Genomic DNA, 19,954 nt, shown 5'->3' with positions numbered 1-19,954 from the left:
CTGCGGAAGGCTGACACCGGCAATCACCCCGGCAGCAGCAGGAGTTGACGACGTGAAGAACCATGGACGACGGCACCGGCTCGCGGTCGCGGCGGTCGCCGGCTGCCTGGCGCTGCCCCTGCTGTCCGCGTGCACGCCTGCCTGGGACCGGGTCTTCGGCGTGCGGGTGGTGGAGGGGCACCTCGTGATCGATCCCGCCCGGTGTCCGAACGAGACGGTGAACGACGTGATGATCAGGACCAGGGTGAACGGGGAGGAGGGGGAGAACCACTGGTTCGCGAGCCCGGACACCATGGAAACGAATGTCGACCAGGTCGATTCGGGGGCGCTCGCCCCGGGCTGGACGGGGAGCGGTGACGCGCCCGGCCTCCGGGCCGACGCGACCTACTCCTTCACGGTGACGGTCAGCCGGGGTGACCGGCCGCATACCGGCGCGTTCACGGTGGACGGTGCGGTCCTGCTGGGGCTCGGCGCGGACCAGGTCGTCCGAGGCCAGGGCCGGCACGAGCGGGAGGTCATGACGCTCGCGGACTACCGGGCGCAGGTCGACAAGCGCTGCGGCTGACGGCTACGGCTGCGAGGGAGTGGCGGCGGCGAACGGCCAGGCGGTGATGTCCCGGTAGTGGATCGGGCCGGGGCCGCGGCCGATGTTGCTGCCGACCAGGTGGAGCCGGTCGGTGTGCCAACTGCGCCCGATGAAGCCGGCCAGGTCGGCGGCCACGGCCGGGACGCCGAGCGGGTCGTCGCGGCGGGCCCGGGCCAGCGTGAGGTGCGGGCGCAACGGGCGCTCCAGGAAGTCGATCCCGCAGGACCTGACCAGCCGCCGGACCTCGTCGGCGAGGGCGTGCAGCCCCGCCAGGTCGCCGTCGATGCCGCTCCACAGCAGCCGGCCGTCGAAGTGCCCGCCGCCACGCAGCCGCAGCTCCAGGGCCGGCCGCGAGCCGGCGGTGCCGGCCAGTGCGGTGAGCAGCAACGGCACGACGGCGGTGGGGAGTTCACCGAGGAAGGCGAGCGTGATGTGCCAGTCCTCGATCCGGTTCCAGCGCAGCTGCGGGTGGGCGGCGTAGGCGGGCGCCAGCGCGCGGGCCAGTTCGTCCTTGGCCTCGTCGGGCGGTGCCAGCGCCACGAATATGCGCCGGGTCGGGGGCTCTTCGGGGCTCACCGCCCAGCACCGCCTTCAGCTCCCGGGCGGCCACCGACCTGGCCACCACCTGCAACAACGGTACACACCACGAGCCCAGCCGGTTCCCAGCCCGTACCAGCAGGTCAGGCCGCGACTCCTCCGAGGTCCAGCGGGATCGGGGCCGCCGCGGTCAGTTGCGGGTCGAGGGTGAGCGCGCTGACGCCCAGCGGCTCGAACAGGGCGCGCAGCGCGGGCTCGGCGAGCGAGATCCAGGGCTGGTCGGGGCCGAGCACGGCGATCAGGTGCCGCTCCGACGAGAAGGCGACCGCGGTGCGGTCACCGACGGCGGTACGGAAGACACGGACCGTGTGGCCCAGCGGGCCCGGCCGGACGGGTACCACCAGCCGTCCGGCCGGGGTGCGTTCCGAGGGCTTCGGACGGACGGGGTGCAGCTGCTGCTTCACGGCATACCTCCACACAACGGTCGAGACACCAAGCGCCGCTCGCGGGCGCAGCAGAGACGCTATCCCCGCTCACCACCGGGGCTGTCACCTTCCGGCAAGATCCGTACGGCCCGTTGACGCGCGCCCCGTGACGCCCGTCAACGTCCCGTCAGGGCAGGCCCGATCCGTGTAGCCCCTGCGTCAAGGACGGGTGCGATCGGCGCGCGCCGGGCTTGCACTGGAGTGGTCGGGGCCCGGACGAAGGCCCCCGCGACCTCCAGGCGAAAGCGAGCCCACCATGACCGACCTGCAACTCGTCCCCGCGAACCTGCTGAACCCCGCCCCGAGCACGCAGCAGGACCGACCCGACGACGCGATCCTCCGCCGCCTGCTGCGCACACCGGCCCTCGACGCCGCACCCGACCGCACCAACGACCACCCCGAAGGCCGCCCCGCCGCCGGACACTGCCGCTTCACCATGCACTACGAGGACTGACGGCGCCCCGCACACCGGGCCGAAGCCCGTACCCTCCCGCCGAGCCCAGGAGAACCCCCGCGATGACCACCCTGTCCACCCGCCCGCTCGCGCACCCGCAGGACCCGCCCCGGCCCCTCGGCAGCCCCTGGCCCGCGTCCGCCGTCCCCGGGCGCGGCGGCGACGTGCTGCTCGGCGGTGTCGGCCTGCGCGAGGCCGCCGAGCGCTTCGGGACCCCGCTGTACGTGCTCGACGAGGACGAGGTCCGGCTGCGCGCCCGGGCCTACCGCCGCGCCCTGCCGCACGCCGACGTGCTGTACGCCGCGAAGGCGTTCCTGTGCACCGCGATGGCCGACTGGATCGCCGACGAGGGCCTCGGCCTCGACGTCTGCTCGGCCGGCGAACTGCGCCTGGCCGCCGCCGCGGGCTTCCCGCCCGGGCGGATCCTGCTGCACGGCAACGCCAAGTCCCCGGAGGAGCTGCGCCTGGCCCGCCGCCTGCGGGTGGGCCGGATCGTCATCGACAACCTCGCCGAGATCCCGCGCCTGGCCGCCCTCACCGCCGCCGACACCCCGCAGCGCGTCCTGGTGCGCGTTCTGCCCGGTGTCGCGGCCGGACACCACAGCGCCGTCCGGACGGGCATCGACGGGCAGAAGTTCGGCTTCTCGATCGCCGCCGGCGAGGCCACCGAAGCCTTCCGCCGCATCCTCGCCCAGCCCGGCCTCCGACTGGCGGGCCTGCACTGCCACCTCGGCTCGCAGATCACCGACACCGGCCCCTACCTCACGGCGCTCGACCGCCTGGTCGAGCTGCTCGCCCGGATCCGCGACCGGCACGGCGTCGAGCTGCCCGAACTCGACCTCGGCGGCGGCCACGGCGTCCGCTACCTCCCCGGCGACCCGGAACTCGACCCCGCCCGATTCGCCGCCGAAATCACCGCCCGGCTGGCCGCCCGCTGCGCCGAACACGGCCTAGCCGTACCGAAGTTGATGGTGGAGCCGGGCCGGGCGATCGCCGCCCCCGCCGCAGTCGCCGTCTACCGGGTGCTCTCCGTGAAGCACACTGCCGACGGCCGCGCCTTCGCCGCCGTCGACGGCGGCATGAGCGACAACCCGCGGCCCGCGCTTTACGGCTCCGCCTACACCGTCCGCCCGATCGGCCGCACCGGCACCGCCCCGACCAGGCCGTTCGACGTGGTCGGCTGCCACTGCGAGGCCGGCGACGTGCTGGCCCGCGACGCGCCGCTCCCCGCCGACCTGCGGCCGGGCGACCTGCTGGCCGTCCCGGCCGCCGGGGCGTACCACCTGTCGATGGCCTCCAGCTACAACCACGTGGGCCGCCCGGCCGTTGCCGCAGTCCGCGAGGGCCGGATCCGGCTGCTGATCCGCCGGGAGACCGTCGACGACTTCCGCACCCGCGAGGTCGGCCGCTGACCGGCCCGGCCTGCTCAGGCCGCTGACCGGCCCGGCTGGCTCAGGCGGGTGAGGAGGCCAGTGAGGCGAGCTGTTCGATCAGCGTGCCGGGCCGCTGGAAGGTCAGCCCGGCCAGTGCGACGTGCCGCCAGCGGACCACGCCCTCGGCGTCCATCACGAAGACCGAGCGGCGCACCCCGATGCCCGGCGCGGTGATGCCGTAGAGCTTGGCGACCCGCTCGCCGGTGTCGGCCAGCAGCGGCAGGTGCAGGCCGCGCTTGCGGGCGAAGCGTTCGTGGCTGTCGAGGTCCTGGCCGCTGATGCACCAGACGGCGGCGCCGAGTCCGGTGAACTGGTCGAGCTCGGAGTTGTAGGAGCAGAGCTGCCGGGTGCAGACCAGGGTGTCGTCACCCGGATAGAAGACCAGTACGAGCGGGGTGCCCTTGGAGTCCGCGAGCCGGTACTCGCGGCGGTGGGCGGTGTCCTGGTCGAGCTGTACCCCGGCCAGCGTGAAGTCGGGGGCGGGCGTGCCCGGTTCGGGCGGTCGGGCCATCGTGGTGTCCTTTCCGAGGGGGCGGCAGTGCTTCAGAGTTCGACAACTACCTTGCCCCGGTTGGCGGTTCGGGCCTCACCGTACAGGCTCTGGTAGGCGGTGGGGATGGCGTCGAAGCCCTGGTGGACGGTCTGGCGGTGGAAGATCTCGCCGCTGCGGACCAGGCTTCCGACCTCGGTGCGGAGTGCGGTCCAGTTGGGCTCGGTGAACCACTCGGGGGCGAAGATCCCGCGGACGGTGGTGCGCGGGAACATGATGTACGGCAGCAGGCGGGGCCCGGTGTGGTCGTTGCCGACCTGGGTGGCCCACTGCCAGCAGACCGCGACCTGGCTGTCGACGTTCAGCATGGTGAACGCCGCGTCGGTGATCGCGCCGCCGAGGTTGTCGAGGTAGCGGTCGATGCCGTCGGGCGCGGCCTTCCGCAGCAGTTCGCCGATCCGGTCGGGGTGGTCGCCGTGCCGGTAGAGGAGCGGTTCGATGCCGAGGCCGGTGAGGTGATCGGCCTTCTGTTCGGAGCTGGTGGTGCCGATGACGCGGGCGCCGGCCCGGGTGGCGAGCTGTCCGAACAGCGAGCCGACGGCGCCGCTCGCTGCGCTGACCAGGACGGTGTGGCCGGGGCGGACGGTCATGAACTTGGTCAGGGTGCCCCAGGCGGTCATGCCGGGGCCGCCGAGGATGCCCAGCGCGGTGCTGATCGGCAGGGTGTCGTCGTAGTGCGCGGGGTCGAGGCGGCGGTAGTCGGGGAAGATCATCGGGAAGGTTCCGGTCTGCCACAGCCGGGCCTCCCCGGTGCCGACCAGGTGGGTGCACCAGCCGCCGTAGCCCTGCACCAGGTCGCCGACCGCGAACCGGGCGCGCGGCCCGGCCGCCACCACCTCCATGATGGCGTCGCCGCCCATCAGGTCGCCGATCGGGGTGTCCAGGGTGATGCCGTGCAGGTAGGGGTCGAGCGAGAGGTAGCGGGTGCGGAACAGCATTTCGTCGTCCCGCAGTCGGATGTCGGTGTCCTCGACCACCTTCCGGTACATCCGTCGGGCATCGGGCACTCCGTCGAGGTGTTCCTGGACGACCCACTTGGCGATCTGCACGGTGCTGTTCTCCTCAACGACTCAACGACTCAACGGCCTACGGGGATGACGACATGGGTGGGCAGGGGTGCGCTGCGGTCGATCTCGGCGCGGAACGGCACGCCGTCGTCGCGGCAGACGAACTGCATGACGTGGCGTCCGGCGGCGGCGGCGCGGATCAGGCCGCCGGTGGTCGCCCAGACGCCGGAGAGGTAGAAGTTCCGCAGCCCGGGCAGCACGGGGCCGTTGCGCTTCATCTCGGTCTCCAGCGTCTCGCCGCTGGTCACGAACGGCTGCCAGCCGAGCACGGTGCCGTCGTAGTTGCCGGTGTAGCGGACCTGGGTGAGCGGGGTGGAGACGTCCTTGACCGCGACGGCGGCCTTCAGGCCGGGGTGGCGCTGGTCGAGGAAGTCCACGATGGTGTCCCGGACTTGGCGCTTGGCGGTCTGGTAGGCCTTGCCGCGCCCGGTGGGCAGGGTGTGCAGTTCCTCGCCGCGGCGCACCCGGCTGGCCTGTTCGGGGCCGGTGCTGAGGGCCCGCCAGGGGGCGATGTCGCAGAAGTAGCTGGCGTAGACGACGGTCGAGTCGGGGGGCGACAGTTCGGGGTAGTGCCGGCTGCGGAACTGGACGTTGATGCTGGGGTGGCGGATGCCGGTCAGCGCGTCGGCCCGGTCCTGGTCCAGCAGGTACGTGGTGCACGGATCGCCCTCGGGGAAGGGGCGGCGCAGGCCGAGGAAGACGGTGACGTAGCCGGGGAAGACCATGCCGGGCTGGGTGATGGTGCTGGTGTACAACTCCCGGTAGGTGTCGCCGAGATAGCGGCCCTTGAGGAGGTCCATCAGGGTGGTGCGGCCGTCGGCGGCGGAGACCACGATGTCGGCGAGCAGTTCGCGCCCGTCGCTGAGCCGGACGCCGATCGCCCGGTCGTCCTCGACCAGCACCTCGGTCACCTTGGCGTTGTAGTGGATCTCGCCGCCGAGCCGCAGGTAGCGCTGTTCGATCGAGCGGGCCAGCCCGAGCGAGCCGCCCTCGGGGACGCCGGCGGACAGGTTGGCGTGGCTGGCCAGCTGGAAGTAGAACGGCAGCACCGGGAAGGCGGGGTGGCGTTCGTACAGGATGTAGTTGAACGCCTCGCGCAGCAGCGGGTGCCGGAACCGCGCCGAGTAGTCCGTCATCAGGGTGCCGATGGAGCGCCGGACGACGTTGAAGTAGGGCAGGAAGCCGGCCAGCATCCGCCAGCGCTCCACCGTCCCCATCAGGCCGACCGGCTTGAGGAACGGGTAACTCGCCAGACAGGCACGGAACTTGCGCAGCCCGGCGCAGAACTCCCGGATCGGGCGGGCGTCCTGGGGCGAGATGCCCAGCAGGTGGGCCTCGAGCCGGTCCGGGTCGGAGTAGAAGTAGACCTCGCCGTGTTCGGTGCGGACGATGTTGAAGACGTCGAAGTGCCGCATCTGCTTGCCCTGGAGGGCGCCGAGTTCGAGCCAGATCTGGTGCATCTCGTTGCCCGGTCCGCAGCCGAGCAGCCAGCTGATGCAGCAGTCGAAGGTGAAGTCGCCGCGGTCCCAGGCGGTGCAGCAGCCGCCGGGCAGTTCGTGCATCTCCACGACGGTGCTGCGGTAGCCGTTCATCTGTGCGTAGCAGGCGGTCGACAGTCCGCCCAGGCCGCCGCCGATGACGATCATGGTCTCTCTGCGTGGTTCCGTCATGCCGACGCGCTCCAGCGGGCGAGTTGGGGCAGGTGTCCGAGCTTGCCGGGGTGCCAGGGGTCCTGGTTGTCGCTCTCCCAGGCCCGGAACTCCAGGCCGAGTTCCTCGCAGAGGTACTGGACGGCGAACCGGCCGCTGGACGCCGCGCGGATCAGGCCGCCGAGGCTGGCCCAGTGGCCGGCCATGGAGAAGCCGCTCAGTCCGGGCAGGCGCATCCGGTCCCGGTTGATCAGCTTGGTCACCAGGTCGTCGGCCCCGGAGAACGCCTTCCAGGCGAGGATGCTGCCGAAGCTGTTGCCGGTGTAGCGCTCCATGGTGGCGGGCGAGGCGACCTCGATCAGGTCGATGCGCTCGCCGATCCCCGGGTACCGCCGCTCCAGGAAGCCCCGGACCACGTCGGCGGCCCGCTGCTTCTCCGCCCGGTACGCCCGGCGGTCCCGGCCGCGCAGCGACTTCCAGTGGTGGTAGTCGCTGAAGTAGGTGCAGTGGATCACCGACTTGCCGGGCGGGGCGAAGCCGTCCGAGTAGTGCGAGCGCTGCTGCACCACCAGGCCGCGCTGGAGGGCGCCGGGCAGTTCGGCGGCCTGTTCGGCGGGGAGCAGGTAGGTGGTGCAGTGCGGGCCGCCGGCGTCGAGTTCGCCGTCGATGCCGAGGAAGACCGAGACCACGGCCGGGAACAGCGTGCCCGGCTCGTGCAGCACGTCCTGGTAGAGCCGGTCGATCCGCGGCCCGGTCCAACGGCCTTCCAGCAGACGGTAGATGGCGGTCTGTCCGTCGCAGGCCGCGACCACGTGGTCGGCGTAGTGCCGTTCGCCGCCGCGGAGTTCCACGCCGACCGCGCGCCCGTCCTCGACCAGGATGCGTTCGACCCGGGCGCGGTAGGCGATCTCGCCGCCGAGCGAGGTGTAGCGGTGCTCGACCGACCGTGCCAGGCCCAGCGAACCCCCTTGCGGGAAACCGGCGTTGAGGTTGCGCGCGGCGGCCATGCTGTACAGGTAGGGCAGCAGCGGGAAGCCGTCCGGGTCCTGGAACAGGATGTTGCGGAACGCCTGGCGCAGCAGCGGGTCCTGGAAGCGGTCGGCGAAGGTGTTGAGCGGGGTCGCCGCCGTCCGCCACAGCAGCCGGAACGAGGGCAGTACCTTCCGCAGGGTGGCGAGCTTCTCGCGGGGCGTCTGCAGGGCGGACGGTTTGAGGAAGGGGTGTAGGTCGAGCGCGGCGAACCGCCTGAGGTCCCGGCAGAACGCCCGGATCGGGCGGGCGTCGGCGGGGGAGAGGTCGAGCAGGTGGTGCTCCAGCCGGTCCGGGTCGTTGTAGAAGCTCACCGCCCGGCCGTGCTCGTCGACCACCCGGTTGAACAGGTCGAAGTTGGTGACGCTCTTCCCGTCGAGGGCGCCGAGTTCCCGCCAGACGCGGTTGGCGTCGTTGCCCGGGGCGGTGCCGATCAGCCAGTCGATGCAGTAGTCGAACAGGTAGCCCTTGCGGGACCAGGCGGTGCAGCAGCCGCCCGGCAGGACGTGCTTCTCGAAGATCTGGGTCCGCATCCCGCTCATCCGGGCGTAGCAGCCGGTGGCCAGCCCGCCGAGCCCGGCGCCGATGACGATCACCCGGGGTCCGTCGTCACCCTGCGGCACCGGTCGCCCCTCCCGTGAGGATGCCGCGCGTCAGTTCCGCGTTGCGGGCGGCGAAGTCCTGGTCGAGCATTTCGGCGTGGCTTCCGAAGCCGCGGAACACGGTGGTCCGGGTGGTCGAACTGCCGTGCCAGGTGCCCTGGTTGCCCGCCGCGTAGAACGGGACCTTCTCCTGGTCGGAGATCACGCTGATCAGTGAGCGGACGGCGCCGAGGTTCGGTGTGCGGGCGCAGAAGTGCAGGTACTCCCGGGCCTGGCTGAGCGTCTCCTCGGCGACCAGGTCCGAGCCGGTGTGCCGGCGCAGGTGTTCGCGCAGTTCGCGCTCGAAGGCGTCGAGGTGCTCGGCTTCGAGGGTGAAGGAGTCGGTGATCCGGTAGGAGTCCACGATGAGCACGTGCGGCACCTCGTGGGAGCGGCGTTCCAGTTCCTTGGCCACCTCGAAGGCGAGGTTGCCGCCGAGCGAGTAGCCGAGCAGCGTGTACGGGCCCTGCTCCTGGAAGGACTCGATCAGGTCGGCGTAGCGCGCGATTTTGTCCTCGCCGGTCAGGTAGTTGAACGCGACGAACTGGTACTCCGTCAGGTGCGCGGCGAGCTGCCGGTACACCAGGCCGTGCCCGCCGGCGGGCGGGAAGCAGAACACCGTTCCGTTCTCGTCGCCGGGGTTGAAGCGCAGGTACGGCTGGGCGCCGGCGATCCGGCCGGTGATGACGTGCTCCAGGGTCCGGGCCATGCCGCGCAGCGTGGTGGACTCGAACAGCAGGCTGACGGGGATGGAGACGTTGAACTCGGTCCGCAGGTGGTGGATCAGTTCGATCAGCTTGATCGAACTGCCGCCCGCCTCGAAGAAGTCGTGCTGCAGGCCGACCCGTTCCACGCCCAGCAGGGACGTCCAGTGCGCGGCCATCCGTACCTCGAACAGCGTGGTCGGCGGCTCGGGTTCGCCGTCGCCCGGGTCGAACCGGGGGGACGGCAGCGCGGCGGTGTCGACCTTGCCGTTCGGGGTGAGCGGCAGGGCGGGCAGCTCGGTGAGGTGCGAGGGCGTCATGTACGCGGGCAGCCGGTCGGCGAGTCGGCGGCGCAGCTCGCGCTGGTCGGGCTGCGCGCCGGGCTCGGGGACGTAGTAGGCGCACAGCACGCCGCCGCCGTCGTCGACCTGGCGCACCGTCACGGCGCAGGCGGCGATGCCGGGCAGAGCGGCCAACTGGGTCTCGATCTCGCCGGGTTCGATGCGGTGGCCGCGCACCTTGACCTGGTTGTCGGCCCGTCCGAGCAGCCGTACGGTGCCGTCGGCGGCCCAGTGCGCCAGGTCGCCGGTCCGGTACAGCCGGACCGGGCGGCCGCCCGGGGAACGCACGGTGAAGCGTTCGGCGGTCTGCTCCGGGTCGCCGACGTAGCCGTCCGCGACGCCCGCGCCGCCGACCCAGAGTTCGCCCGCCACCCCGGGCGGCACCGGCTCGCCGTGCTCGTCCAGGACGTACAGCACGCTGTTCGGGAACGGCCGCCCGATCGGCACCATCCGGCCCGGTTCGACGCCGTCGGCCGGGCCCTCGAACCAGGCGCTGTCGATGGTCGCCTCGGTCAGCCCGTAGGAGTTGACCAGCCGGGTGCCGGGGCCGCACAGCGCGTGCAGGCGCCGGTGCTCCTCGACCTTCCAGGCGTCCGAGCCGACGATCAGCAGCCGCATGAAGTCCAGCCGGTGGCCCTCGCGTTCGCAGTGCGCCAGCAGGCCGCGCGCCACCGCCGGGACGAACTCGGCGCAGTCGACGCGCTCCTGCACCATCGTCCGGTACAGCCGGGCGGTGTCGAACAGCAGGTCGCGGTCGACCAGCACCAGGTGGCCGCCCGAGCACAGGGCGCGCACCAGGTCGCCGGTGAAGACGTCGAAGGACTGGGCGGCCATCTGGAGGTGCACCCGGACGTCGCTGTCCAGCCGGTACTCGGCGCGCCAACCGGCGTACACCGAGGCCAGGTTGCGGTGGCTGACCCGGACCGCCTTGGGGCGGCCGGTGCTGCCGGAGGTGTAGATGACGTACGCGGGGGCGTCCAGGGCGACGGCCTCGGGGGCCGGGCCCTCGGGCGCCGCGTCCAGTTCGTCGAGGGTCAGCACCCGCGGGGCGAGGCCGGCCAGTTCGGGGCGGTCGCGGTCGGTGAGCAGCAGGACGGCGTCGGCGTTGGACGTCATGTAGGCGAGCCGGTCCACCGGGTGCCCGGGGTCCAGCGGCAGGTAGGCGCCGCCGGCCCGGAGCACGGCCAGCAGGGCGACGATCTGCTCCGGCGACTTGTCGAGGCACAGCGCCACCACCGAGCCCTCCCGGACGCCGAGTTGGCGCAGCTGCCCGGCGGCCCGGCGGCTGCGGCGGTCGAGCTCGCCGTAGTCGAGCCGCCGGACGGTGCCGTCCGGCGCCGGGAGGGTCACGGCGAGGGCCTCGGGCCGCTCGGCGGCGGCCCGGGCGATCAGCTCGTGCACCGGCAGCTCGGCGGGCTCGGTGCGCCCCGCGCCGCTCCACCGGTCGAGCAGCCGCTCCCGCTCGGCGGCGTCGAGCAGCGGCAGCCGGTCGGCGGGCTGTTCGGCGGACGACCGGGTGAGCGCGTCCAGCAGGTTGCGGTAGTGCCCGGCCATCCGTTCCATCGTCGCGGGCTCGAACAGGTCGGTGTTGTACTTGAACACGCAGTGGTAGCAGCCGTCCGCCCGGTCCTGATAGGCGGACAGTGTGATGTCGAACTGCCCTTCCTCCTCCGGGAGTTCGATGTAGTCGAGGTGGTAGCCGTACTTGTCGGTGGCCACCTTGTGGGTGAGCAGGATGAACATCGCCTGGAAGACCGCCGAGCGGCTCGGGTCGCGCTGCAGCCCGAGCTGCTCGACCAGCAGCACGAACGGGTACTCCTGGTTGTCCAGGCCGCCCAGCACGGTCTCCCGGACCCGGCCCAGCAGCTCGGCCACCGACGGCCGGTCGGCCAGATTCACGTGCAGCGGAAGCGGGTTGACGAAGTACCCGTAGACCGAGCCGAACTCCTCGCGGGTGCGGCCGGTGACCGGACTGCCCACGATGATGTCGTCCTGCCCGGAGTACCGGTGCAGCAGCAGGTAGTACGCGCTGAGCAGCACCATGAACACCGTGACATCGTGCTCGCGGGCCAACTCCTGCACGCGGGCGCTGAGTTCCTCGTCCAGCCGGAAGAACTCGGACGCCCCGTTGTGGGTCTGCACGGACGGGCGGGGCTTGTCGGTGGGCAGGCCCAGCACCGGCGTCTCGGCCGGCAGGTGGGAGCGCCAGTAGTCCAGCATCGGTTTGGCGTCCGGCCCCGCGAGCAGGCGGTTCTGCCAGTTGAGGAAGTCCAGGTAGCGCGCGGACATCGGCGGCAGCTCGACCCGGCGACCATGGCGCCGCCCCTCGTAGAGGGTGAACAGCTCGTCGATGAAGGTGAAGGTCGAGATCGCGTCCGAGACGATGTGATGGACGGCCTTCATCAGCACCCAGCGGTCCGGGCCGCGCTTGAACAGCCGCAGCCGCACCAGCGGGTCCCGTTCGAGGTCGTACGGCTTGCGGTACTCCTGGACGATCATCCCGTGGATCTCGTCCCACTCCCGGCCTTGGACGTCGAACAGGCCGGTGTCCGGACGGGCCTCGGGGGAGATCAGCTGGACGGCCCGGCCGTCCTCCAGCACGAAGTTGGCCCGCAGGGCCGGGTGCCGCTCCAGCAGCACCCGGAAGGCGTCGAACATCAGCTCCGGGTCGAGCTCGGTGCGGATCTCCACCGCGCCGCCGATGTTGTACGCGAAGGCGTCCGGGTTGAGGTGCTTGAGGAACCACAGGGCCTTCTGGTTGTGCGTCAGCGGATACCGGTGCTCGTCGGTGTGCACCTCCACCTCGGCCTCCGGCGCGGGTCCGTCGGTCGCCGCCTTCTCCAGCAGTCCGGTGTACAGCCGCTCGACCAGCTCGTCGAAGGGATCGCCGCTCAGCAGCGTCACCACCGGCAGGGCGACGCCCAGTTCGGCCTGGGTGCGGGCGCGCAGCTCCATCGCCAGCAGCGAATCCAGACCGAGGCTGTTCAGGCCGGCCGCCGGGTCGATCCGCTCCGGGTTCGCCCGCAGCACGTGCGCCACCAGCTCGGTGAACCGCTCCGTCACCAACTGGCGCCGCACCCCGGCATCGGCGGCCCGGAAAGCGGCCGGGAAACCCCCGGCCGGGGCGGCCTGCGGGACGTCGGCGGCGGCCGCCAGCTCGGCGACCAGCGCGGGCGGTGTGGCGTACCAGGCCTGGAACACCGGCCAGTCGACGACCGTGGCGACCAGCAGCTGCGCCCGGTCCTGCCCGATGACCCGCTCCAGCACCGCCATCCCCGCCGCCGGGGGCAGCGAACTCATCCCGCGCGCCTCGCGGTAGTGGCTCACCAGGCCCAGTTCCTCGATCATGCCCGTCGCCCACGGACCCCAGTCGATGCTCAGCGCGGGCAGGCCGCGGGCCCGGCGGTGGTGGGCCAGCGCGTCCAGGAAGGCGTTGCCCGCCGCGTAGTTGGTCTGCCCGGCGGTGGTCAGCACCGAGGCGATGGAGGCGAACAGTACGAAGTGGTCCAGCGGTTCCTCGCGCAGGTGCCGGTGCAGGATGTGCGCGCCGACCACCTTCGGCTCCCACGCGGCGTCGAACACCTCCCGGTCCAGCTCGGGCACCAGCGCGTCCCTGACCTGCCCCGCGAGGTGGAACACGCCCCGTACGGGCGGGAGTTGACGGCGCCGGTAGTCCGCCAGCCAGTCGGCCAGCGCCGCCTCGTCGGTCACGTCCAGCGGAACCGGCACGGGGTGCGCCCCCAGCGCCTCCAACTCCCGCAGGAACGCTACCCGTTGACCCGCCGCACTCGCCGGGTCCAGCTCCGACCACTGCTCGCGCGCGGGCAGCGCCGTCCGGCCGACCAGGATCAGCCGCCGCGCGCCGCGCCGGACCAGCGTCCGGCACAGCAGCCGCCCGAGCGCGCCGAACGCGCCCGTCACCAGGTAGGAGCCGTCGGCGCGCAGCCGCAGCGGCAGCGGCCGGGTGAGCCCGGCGGGCCGGCGCAGGCGGCAGGTGGCGCGCCGCTCGCCGCGCAGCGCGATCTCCTCCGCGTCCGCCACCGCCAGCTCCCGCAGCAGCGCCGCCGCCTCTTCGTACGGCTCGGCCGCCGCCCCCAGGTCGATCAACTTGCCGCGCTGCGCGACGAGTTCCTGCTGCCACAGCACCCGCCCGATGCCCCAGGCGGGCGCGCCCAGTGGCTCCACCGGCTCGCCCTCGACCACCGCTTGGGTGCCCCGGGTGACGATGTGCAGCCGCCCGCCGGGCCGGGCGGACGGCAATACCTGGGCGAGCGCGATCAGCGACCAGCCGCCGAGGGTGCCGCAGTCCGCCAACTGCTCCCGGCCGACGGCGTCGAGCGACGGCAGGTCCAGGTTCCACAGGTGCAGCACGGTGTCGAAGCTGTCGTCGAGGTCCTCGAACAACCGGCGCAGGTCGGCGGCGGAGTCGGGCCGGACGGTCGAACCGCGGTCGCTGTAAAGGTAGTTGTCGCCCGGCCGGACCAGGTGGCAGGCGCCCCCGCGCTCGCGGACCTGCGCGGCGAGCTCCTCGGCGAGACCGGCGGCGTCGGCGAGCACCACCAGCCGCTCCGGGGCCGGCGCGTCGGCGTCCGCCAACGGCTGGTCGATCCAGACCGGTTCGGCCAGCCAGCCGTCGATCGCGGCCAGACCCGCGGAGGCCGAGGCGCCCTCGACGCCGGCCGCGCGGAAGCCGGTGACCCGGCCGAGCAGGTCGCCGTCCTCGGCGTACAGCGTGAGGTCGCCGATCAGCTCGTCCCCGCTCTCCCGGGTGACGGTCGCGTGCACCCAGAACGGCCGGTCGCCGACCCGGTCGAGGCTGACCTCCGCGATGGACAGCGGGAGCCGGATGCCGCTCACCGGGCTTTCCTCGCCGAGGAGTTGAGGCGTCAGCAGGGCCTGGAAGCAGGCGTCGAGCAGGGTCGGGTGGACGTGCGCGACGTCGGCGTCCGCCGGGCGCGGCTCGGCCGGGCAGATCCGCGCCAGGGCCTCCCCGGGGCCGATCCAGACCTCCTCGATGCGCTGGAACGCCGGGCCGTAGCCGTAGCCCAGTTCGGCGAGCTCCCGGTAGCAGCCGGCCCGGTCGAGCCGCCGGGCGGAGCGTTCCCGAATTGCGGGCAGGTCCGGCGCGGCGGCGGGCCCGCGGCGCTGATCGGTGCGGACCACACCGGCGGCGTGGATGGTGCGCTCGGCGCCGACCGAGGCGACGGAGAAGCTCACCCCGTCGGAGTCGAAGCCCAGTTGGACGGTCGGCGGCAGCGACTCGGAGAGGAACAGCGCCTTGGGCAGTTCGACGTCCGCCAGCACCGCCCGGTCGGCGCCGGTCAGCACCCGTACCGCCTGCGCGGCCATCTCCAGATAGCCGGCGGCCGGGAACACCGCGGCGTCCTCGATCCGGTGGTCGGCCAGGTACGGCAGCCGCTCCAGGTCGAGCTGGACCTCCCAGGTCGGCCGGACGTTCGCGGTGCGGCGGCCCAGCAGCGGGTGGTCGAGCCGCCCGAGCCGGATCTGCTCGACCGGCTCCGGCTCCACCCAGTACCTGTCCCGCTTCCACGGGTAGCCCGGCAGTGGCACCGGGCGGCCGCCGGGGTGCAGTGCCTCCCAGTCCAACTCGACGCCCAGGTTGTGCAGTTCGGCCAGCGAGCGGGCGATGCGCTCCGGCTCGTCCTCCTCCCGGCGGATCGACGGCACCGTCCAGCCCGCCGCCTCCCGGCCGTCCAGGCACTCGCGGATCGCGTGGCCGAGGACGGGGTGCGGGCCGATCTCCAGGAACAGCTGGTGGCCGTCGTCGACCAGCAGGTCCACGGCGGAGCGGAACCGCACCGGCTCGCGGACGTTCTGCCACCAGTAGTCGGCGTCCAGCTCGGTGCCGTGGGCGCGCCCCTCGCGGGCCGTCAGGTACAGCGGGACTTCGGCTTGGCGCGGTTTCAAGTCGGCGAGCGCGGCGAGCAGTTCATCCCGGATCGGGTCCATCCGCACGCTGTGGTAGGGCACTTGGACCGGCAGGAAGCGGGCGAAGACCTGCTCCCGCTCCAGCTCGGCGGCCAGCTGCTTCAGGGCGTCCAGGTCTCCGGAGAGGGTGACGGAGGACGGGCTGTTGACGGCGGCCACCGACACCAGGTCCTGGCAGGGCCGGATCCGGCGGGCGGCCTCCACCTCGGGCAGGCCGACGGCGAGCATCCCGCCCGTCCCGGCCAGGCGGTGCTGGAGCCGGCTGCGGTGCAGCATCACCGCGACGGCGTCGGCGAGTTCGTGGACGCCGGCCTCGTGGAACGCGGCGGCCTCACCGGTGGAGTGTCCGACGATCGCGTCCGGGCGCACCCCGTAGCTGCGCCACAGCGCGGCCAGGCCGAGCTGCACGGCGAAGTTGGCGGGCTGGGCGAGCCAGGTCTCGGCCATCCTCGACTCGGCCTCGCCGCGCGCGAGTTCGTCCAGCAGCGACCAGCCGGCCTGCCGGCGGATCTCGGCGTCGCACCGCTCGACCGTCTCGCGGTACACCGGCTCGCTCTCGAACAGGCCGCGGCCCATGCCCCACCACTGCGGGCCCATCCCGGTGAACACCCACACCAGCCGCCGCTGCGCGCGCTCGAGCCGCCGGCCGGTCAGCACCCGGGGGTGCGGCTCGCCCTGCTGGTGGGCGGCGAGCGCCTCGTCCAGCGACGCCGCGGACTCCGGCCGGTACACCACCGACAGGCGGTGCTCGTGGTGCTCGCGGCGCCGGGCCAGGGTGTGGCCGAGGTCGGCGAGGGCCACCGGCGGGCCGTCCGCGCCGGCGAGCTCCTGCCGGATCCCGGCGGCCAGTTCGGGCAGCCCGGCCTCGTCCCGGGCGCTCAGCGGCAGGACGGTCCAGCTGGGCATCCGCGCGGGCGGGGCGGGCGCCTCGCGCACCGGCGCCTCCTCCAGCAGCACATGGGCGTTGGTGCCGCCGAAGCCGAACGAGTTCACGCCCGCCCGGGCCGGGCCCTCGTGCGCGGGCCAGTCCACCGCCCGGGTCGGGACCTCGAACGGCAGCGCGGCCCAGTCGATCGCGTCGGTGGGCCGCTCCAGGTTGATGTGCGGCGGAATTCGACGGTGCTTCAGGGCCAGCACCGTCTTCACCAGCCCGGCGATGCCGGCCGCCGCCTCCGTGTGCCCGATGTTGGTCTTCACCGAGCCGACATAGCACCGCGCGCCCGGCGCCCGGCCGTCGGCGAGGACCCGTCCCAGCGCCTGGGCCTCGATCGGGTCGCCGACCGGGGTGGAGGTGCCGTGCGCCTCCACGTACTGCAGGCTGCCCGGCGCGATGCCCGCCTCCGCGCAGACCCGGCGGACCAGGGTGACCTGGGCATCGGCGCTGGGCACCGTGATGCCGTCGGTGCGGCCGTCCTGGTTGACGCCGCTGCCGAGCACCACCGCGTGGATCGGGTCGCCGTCGCGCAGTGCGTCCGCCAGGCGTTTGAGCGCCACCACGCCGACGCCCTCGGCCCGGACGTAGCCGTCGGCCGTCGCGTCGAAGGCGCGCGAGCGGCCCTCGGCGGACAGGAAGCCGCCCTTGGTCTCGGCGATGGTGTACTGCGGCGCCAGGTGCAGCAACGTGCCGCCGGCCAGGGCGAGATCGGTCTCGCCGCGCAGCAGGCTCTGCCGGGCCAGGTGCAGCGCCACCAGCGAGGAACTGCACGCGGTGTCGATCGAGACGCTGGGGCCGCGGAAGTCGAAGCAGTGCGAGATGCGGTTCGACACCATCGTCATCATGGTGCCCGTCGCGGTGTGCGCGGCCAGGGTGTCGAAGCCGAGGTCGGCGAACTGCAGGATCTTGTAGTCGAGGGTGAACGCGCCGACGTAGACACCGACTTCGCGTCCGGCGAGCAGGCTCGGCAGCTGTCCGCCGTCCTCCAGCGCCTCCCAGGCCACCTCCAGCAGCTTCCGCTGCTGCGGGTCCATGTGGTGGGCCTCGCGCGGGCTGATGCCGAAGAACTCCGGGTCGAACTCGTCGACGCCGTCGATGTATCCGCCGCGCCCGGCGATCAGCCGGCCGGGCTTGGCGCGGTCCCGGCTGGCCAGGGTGGTGGTGTCGTAGCGGTCGGCCGGGGTCGGGACGATGCAGTCCCGGCCCTCGATCAGGTTGCGCCAGAAGCTCCGGTGGTCGCGGACGCCGCCGGGAAACCGACAGCCGATGCCGATGATCGCGATCCGGTCCTGGGGTTGGTCGGTCGAGTCCGTCATGGTCCAATCCGTGTCTCGTGGCGCCCCGGCAGGGGACGGGTGGGGTCAGCTGGAAGGTCCGGTGGTGGCGTCGGGGGCGGGGCGCCAGGGGTGCAGCAGGCTGGCGAGGACGCTGGTGGTGGGCGGGAAACTCGCCGGGTCGTGCAGTCCGACCGCCACCGGCCGGCGCCCCGGCCGCCAGGTGAAACTGCCGAACAGGTGGTCCCAGATCGCGAGGTCCGCGCCGAAGTGCCCGGACTCGGCCAACACGGTGCTGTGGTGAAGCCGGTGCTGTTCCGGACTGCCCAACACGTGGTTCAGCCGGCCGATTCGGACATCGATGTTCGCGTGCACGAAATAGCCCTGGGCGACGACGAACAGCGAGGTGCAGAAAACGGATTCCCGGGAGAAACCGAGCCAGGCCAGCGCGAGTTGCACCAACGCCTGCCCGAGCAGGACGTCGAGCAGATGATTGACGCCGTTGTTGGTGACGTTCACCTTGTCCAGCCCGTGATGGACGCCGTGCAGCCGCCACAGCCACGGCTGGTGGTGCGACCATCGGTGAAAGAGGTATTTCGCCAGTGAACCGGTGAGCAGGGCGAGCGGGATCTCCACCCGGAGCGGAAGCGTCGGATGCGGCGGCGCCAGCCGGGCGACCAGCGCCGCGACCAGCAGTTGGCCGAGTGCCCCGCCCACCATCGTCAGAACGAAGTAGACGGCGTAGCAGCGGAGTTCACGCCCGCCCGGGTGCCAGTCCCGCCGGTAGGGGATGAGCCGCTCGAGGGCCCAGAGGTAGCCGATGGTGCCGGCCTGGAACGCGGCGAGGACGCGGCCGATGTCCCAGTGCTGGTGGAGAGTTGCCACGGCACAGGCGGGCACGGTGAACAGCAGGGCGGGATAGGCGGCGTAGCGGAGAACGGTGCGAAATTCGGCCGTCTGACCAAAGGATCTTTCCTGGTTCAACGGCCCTCCAGATGAATCGTCACCGAACTGAACGGGATTCGATGCTAACCGCAGGGCGAGCGGTCGACGCGGAACCGACGTGGCACGGCTTCAGAAAATCTGACGATCCATCAGCTAGCGTAATCGGCAAATCCCGCCGCTCGCGTGGAGGTGCCATGTCCGCCCAACTTCCGCCGCTGCACGCCCTGGACCTACCCGAGTCGGCCCCGCCGCGGTCGGCCACCCTGCGGGACGGCTCGGCGGCCTGGTTGGTGACCAGGTACCACGAGGTGCGGCAGGTGCTGACCGATCCGCGGTTCGTCCGCGACCTGGAGCCCGGGGGTGGCGGCGCGCTCAACGTGTCCACCGATCCGGCGTCGCTCTACAACCAGAACGGATCCGACCACCAGCGCCTGCGGCGCACCGCGCAGGGCGCGTTCACGGTCCGGGCCGTCGCCCCGTGGCGGCCCTGGGCGGAGGCGGAGGTCGGGCGGTTGCTGGACGACCTGGTGGCGGCCGGACCGCCGGGCGATCTGGTCGCCGGTCTCACCTCCGTCCTGCCGTTCGCGGTGGCGGAGCGACTGATGGGCCTGGAGGGCCTGGAGCCCGGACGGTTGCGGCGCTGGGCCGCCTGCCTGACCGTCGAGGACGCCGAAGCGGGGGGTGAACTGGCGTCGGATCAGCGGGAGTTCGCGCAATTCGCGGCCGCGCTGCTGGCCGAGCGACGGCGCCGGCCGGGCGAGGACCTGGCGAGCCGCCTGGTACAGGCCGCCGACCAGGCCGGCGGGATCCCCGAGGAGCGGTTGACGTACCTGCTCGGCGGCCTGGCGGCCAGCGGCAGCGACAGCGTCGCGGGAGTCCTCGCCAACGCGCTGCTGTACCTGCTGGGTGAGCGGCTCGGCAGCTGGCCGCAGCTCGCGGAGGAGGAGCGGGCGCGGACGGCCACCGAGTGGTTGCTGCATCACATCCAGCTGGGTGACGACGAGTTCACCACCCGTCGGGCGGTGGAGGCCGTCGAAGTCGGCGGCGTGCGGATCCCGGCCGGATCGACGGTCGCGGTCTGCCTCGGCAGCGCCAACCGGGACCCGGCGGTCTTCCCGGACGGCATGGCGGGCGACCTTTTCGCGCCGCTGCCGGCACCCACCCTGGCGTTCGGCGCGGGCCCGCACCACTGCCTGGGCACCTGGCTGGCGCGGACCCAGCTCCAGGTGGTCCTGCAACGGCTCGCCACTCGGCTCCCCGGCCTGCGCCTGGCCGAGCCGGGCGCGGCCGTCGAGTGGCGCCTGGGCGGCACCACCCGCAGCCCGCGCAGCCTTCGGGTGGAATGGTGATCGGGCTCAACTCCCTTGTGTGGTACA

Annotated in this window: 12 protein-coding genes; 4 read left to right on the top strand and 8 right to left on the bottom strand. The window is 72.6% G+C overall.

All coding sequences use genetic code 11. The features are described from left to right. Positions 1-52: 52 nt before the first annotated feature. The gene (locus ACFYS8_RS05660) at positions 53-565 is read left to right on the top strand and encodes a hypothetical protein (protein WP_387636160.1); all 513 of its coding nucleotides are present in this window, start codon (positions 53-55) and stop codon (positions 563-565) included. Positions 566-568: 3 nt separating this feature from the next. Here the strand turns inward: ACFYS8_RS05660 and thpR are convergent, their stop codons facing one another. Together thpR and ACFYS8_RS05650 are read right to left on the bottom strand one after the other, a co-directional pair. Next, positions 569-1,162 (bottom strand): RNA 2',3'-cyclic phosphodiesterase, encoded by a 594-nt coding sequence (thpR, locus tag ACFYS8_RS05655; RefSeq protein WP_387636157.1) that lies wholly within the window; start codon positions 1,160-1,162, stop codon positions 569-571. 104 nt (positions 1,163-1,266) lie between these two features. Continuing rightward, positions 1,267-1,587: an SAV_915 family protein gene (locus ACFYS8_RS05650; RefSeq protein ID WP_387636154.1), complete on the bottom strand. Its 321-nt coding sequence runs from the start codon at positions 1,585-1,587 to the stop codon at positions 1,267-1,269. Positions 1,588-1,864: 277 nt separating this feature from the next. Here ACFYS8_RS05650 and ACFYS8_RS05645 point away from each other — a divergent pair, with 277 nt between their 5' ends. After that, positions 1,865-2,062: a hypothetical protein gene (locus ACFYS8_RS05645; RefSeq protein WP_387636151.1), complete on the top strand. Its 198-nt coding sequence runs from the start codon at positions 1,865-1,867 to the stop codon at positions 2,060-2,062. Between the two features lie 62 nt (positions 2,063-2,124). Beyond that, positions 2,125-3,474: a diaminopimelate decarboxylase gene (lysA, locus tag ACFYS8_RS05640; RefSeq protein ID WP_387636148.1), complete on the top strand. Its 1,350-nt coding sequence runs from the start codon at positions 2,125-2,127 to the stop codon at positions 3,472-3,474. 40 nt (positions 3,475-3,514) lie between these two features. Here lysA and ACFYS8_RS05635 read toward each other — a convergent pair whose 3' ends face one another. From ACFYS8_RS05635 to ACFYS8_RS05610, 6 genes are read right to left on the bottom strand one after another with little or no spacing between them, the layout of a single operon-like run. Then, positions 3,515-4,006: a peroxiredoxin gene (locus tag ACFYS8_RS05635; RefSeq protein ID WP_387636145.1), complete on the bottom strand. Its 492-nt coding sequence runs from the start codon at positions 4,004-4,006 to the stop codon at positions 3,515-3,517. A gap of 32 nt (positions 4,007-4,038) precedes the next feature. Next, positions 4,039-5,094: an MDR family NADP-dependent oxidoreductase gene (locus ACFYS8_RS05630; protein WP_387636142.1), complete on the bottom strand. Its 1,056-nt coding sequence runs from the start codon at positions 5,092-5,094 to the stop codon at positions 4,039-4,041. A 29-nt stretch (positions 5,095-5,123) separates the two neighbouring features. Continuing rightward, positions 5,124-6,758 carry a phytoene desaturase family protein gene (locus ACFYS8_RS05625; RefSeq protein ID WP_387636866.1) on the bottom strand — a complete coding sequence of 545 codons (1,635 nt, stop codon included), beginning with the start codon at positions 6,756-6,758 and terminating at the stop codon, positions 5,124-5,126. A 20-nt stretch (positions 6,759-6,778) separates the two neighbouring features. Then, positions 6,779-8,413: a phytoene desaturase family protein gene (locus ACFYS8_RS05620; protein WP_387636140.1), complete on the bottom strand. Its 1,635-nt coding sequence runs from the start codon at positions 8,411-8,413 to the stop codon at positions 6,779-6,781. After that, positions 8,400-17,675: an amino acid adenylation domain-containing protein gene (locus ACFYS8_RS05615; protein ID WP_387636138.1), complete on the bottom strand. Its 9,276-nt coding sequence runs from the start codon at positions 17,673-17,675 to the stop codon at positions 8,400-8,402. Before ACFYS8_RS05615 ends, ACFYS8_RS05620 begins: the two co-directional genes overlap by 14 nt. 45 nt (positions 17,676-17,720) lie before the next feature. Then, positions 17,721-18,617 carry a sterol desaturase family protein gene (locus ACFYS8_RS05610; protein WP_387636135.1) on the bottom strand — a complete coding sequence of 299 codons (897 nt, stop codon included), beginning with the start codon at positions 18,615-18,617 and terminating at the stop codon, positions 17,721-17,723. A gap of 155 nt (positions 18,618-18,772) precedes the next feature. On the opposite strand from ACFYS8_RS05610, the gene ACFYS8_RS05605 reads away from it, so the two are divergent. After that, entirely contained in the window at positions 18,773-19,927 is a 1,155-nt protein-coding gene (locus ACFYS8_RS05605) for a cytochrome P450 (protein WP_387636132.1), read from the top strand. Positions 19,928-19,954 lie beyond the last annotated feature (27 nt).

The organism is Kitasatospora sp. NPDC004615 (assembly GCF_042873545.1).
Classification (GTDB): domain Bacteria; phylum Actinomycetota; class Actinomycetes; order Streptomycetales; family Streptomycetaceae; genus Kitasatospora.
This window is presented reverse-complemented; position numbering and strand designations above follow the sequence as displayed.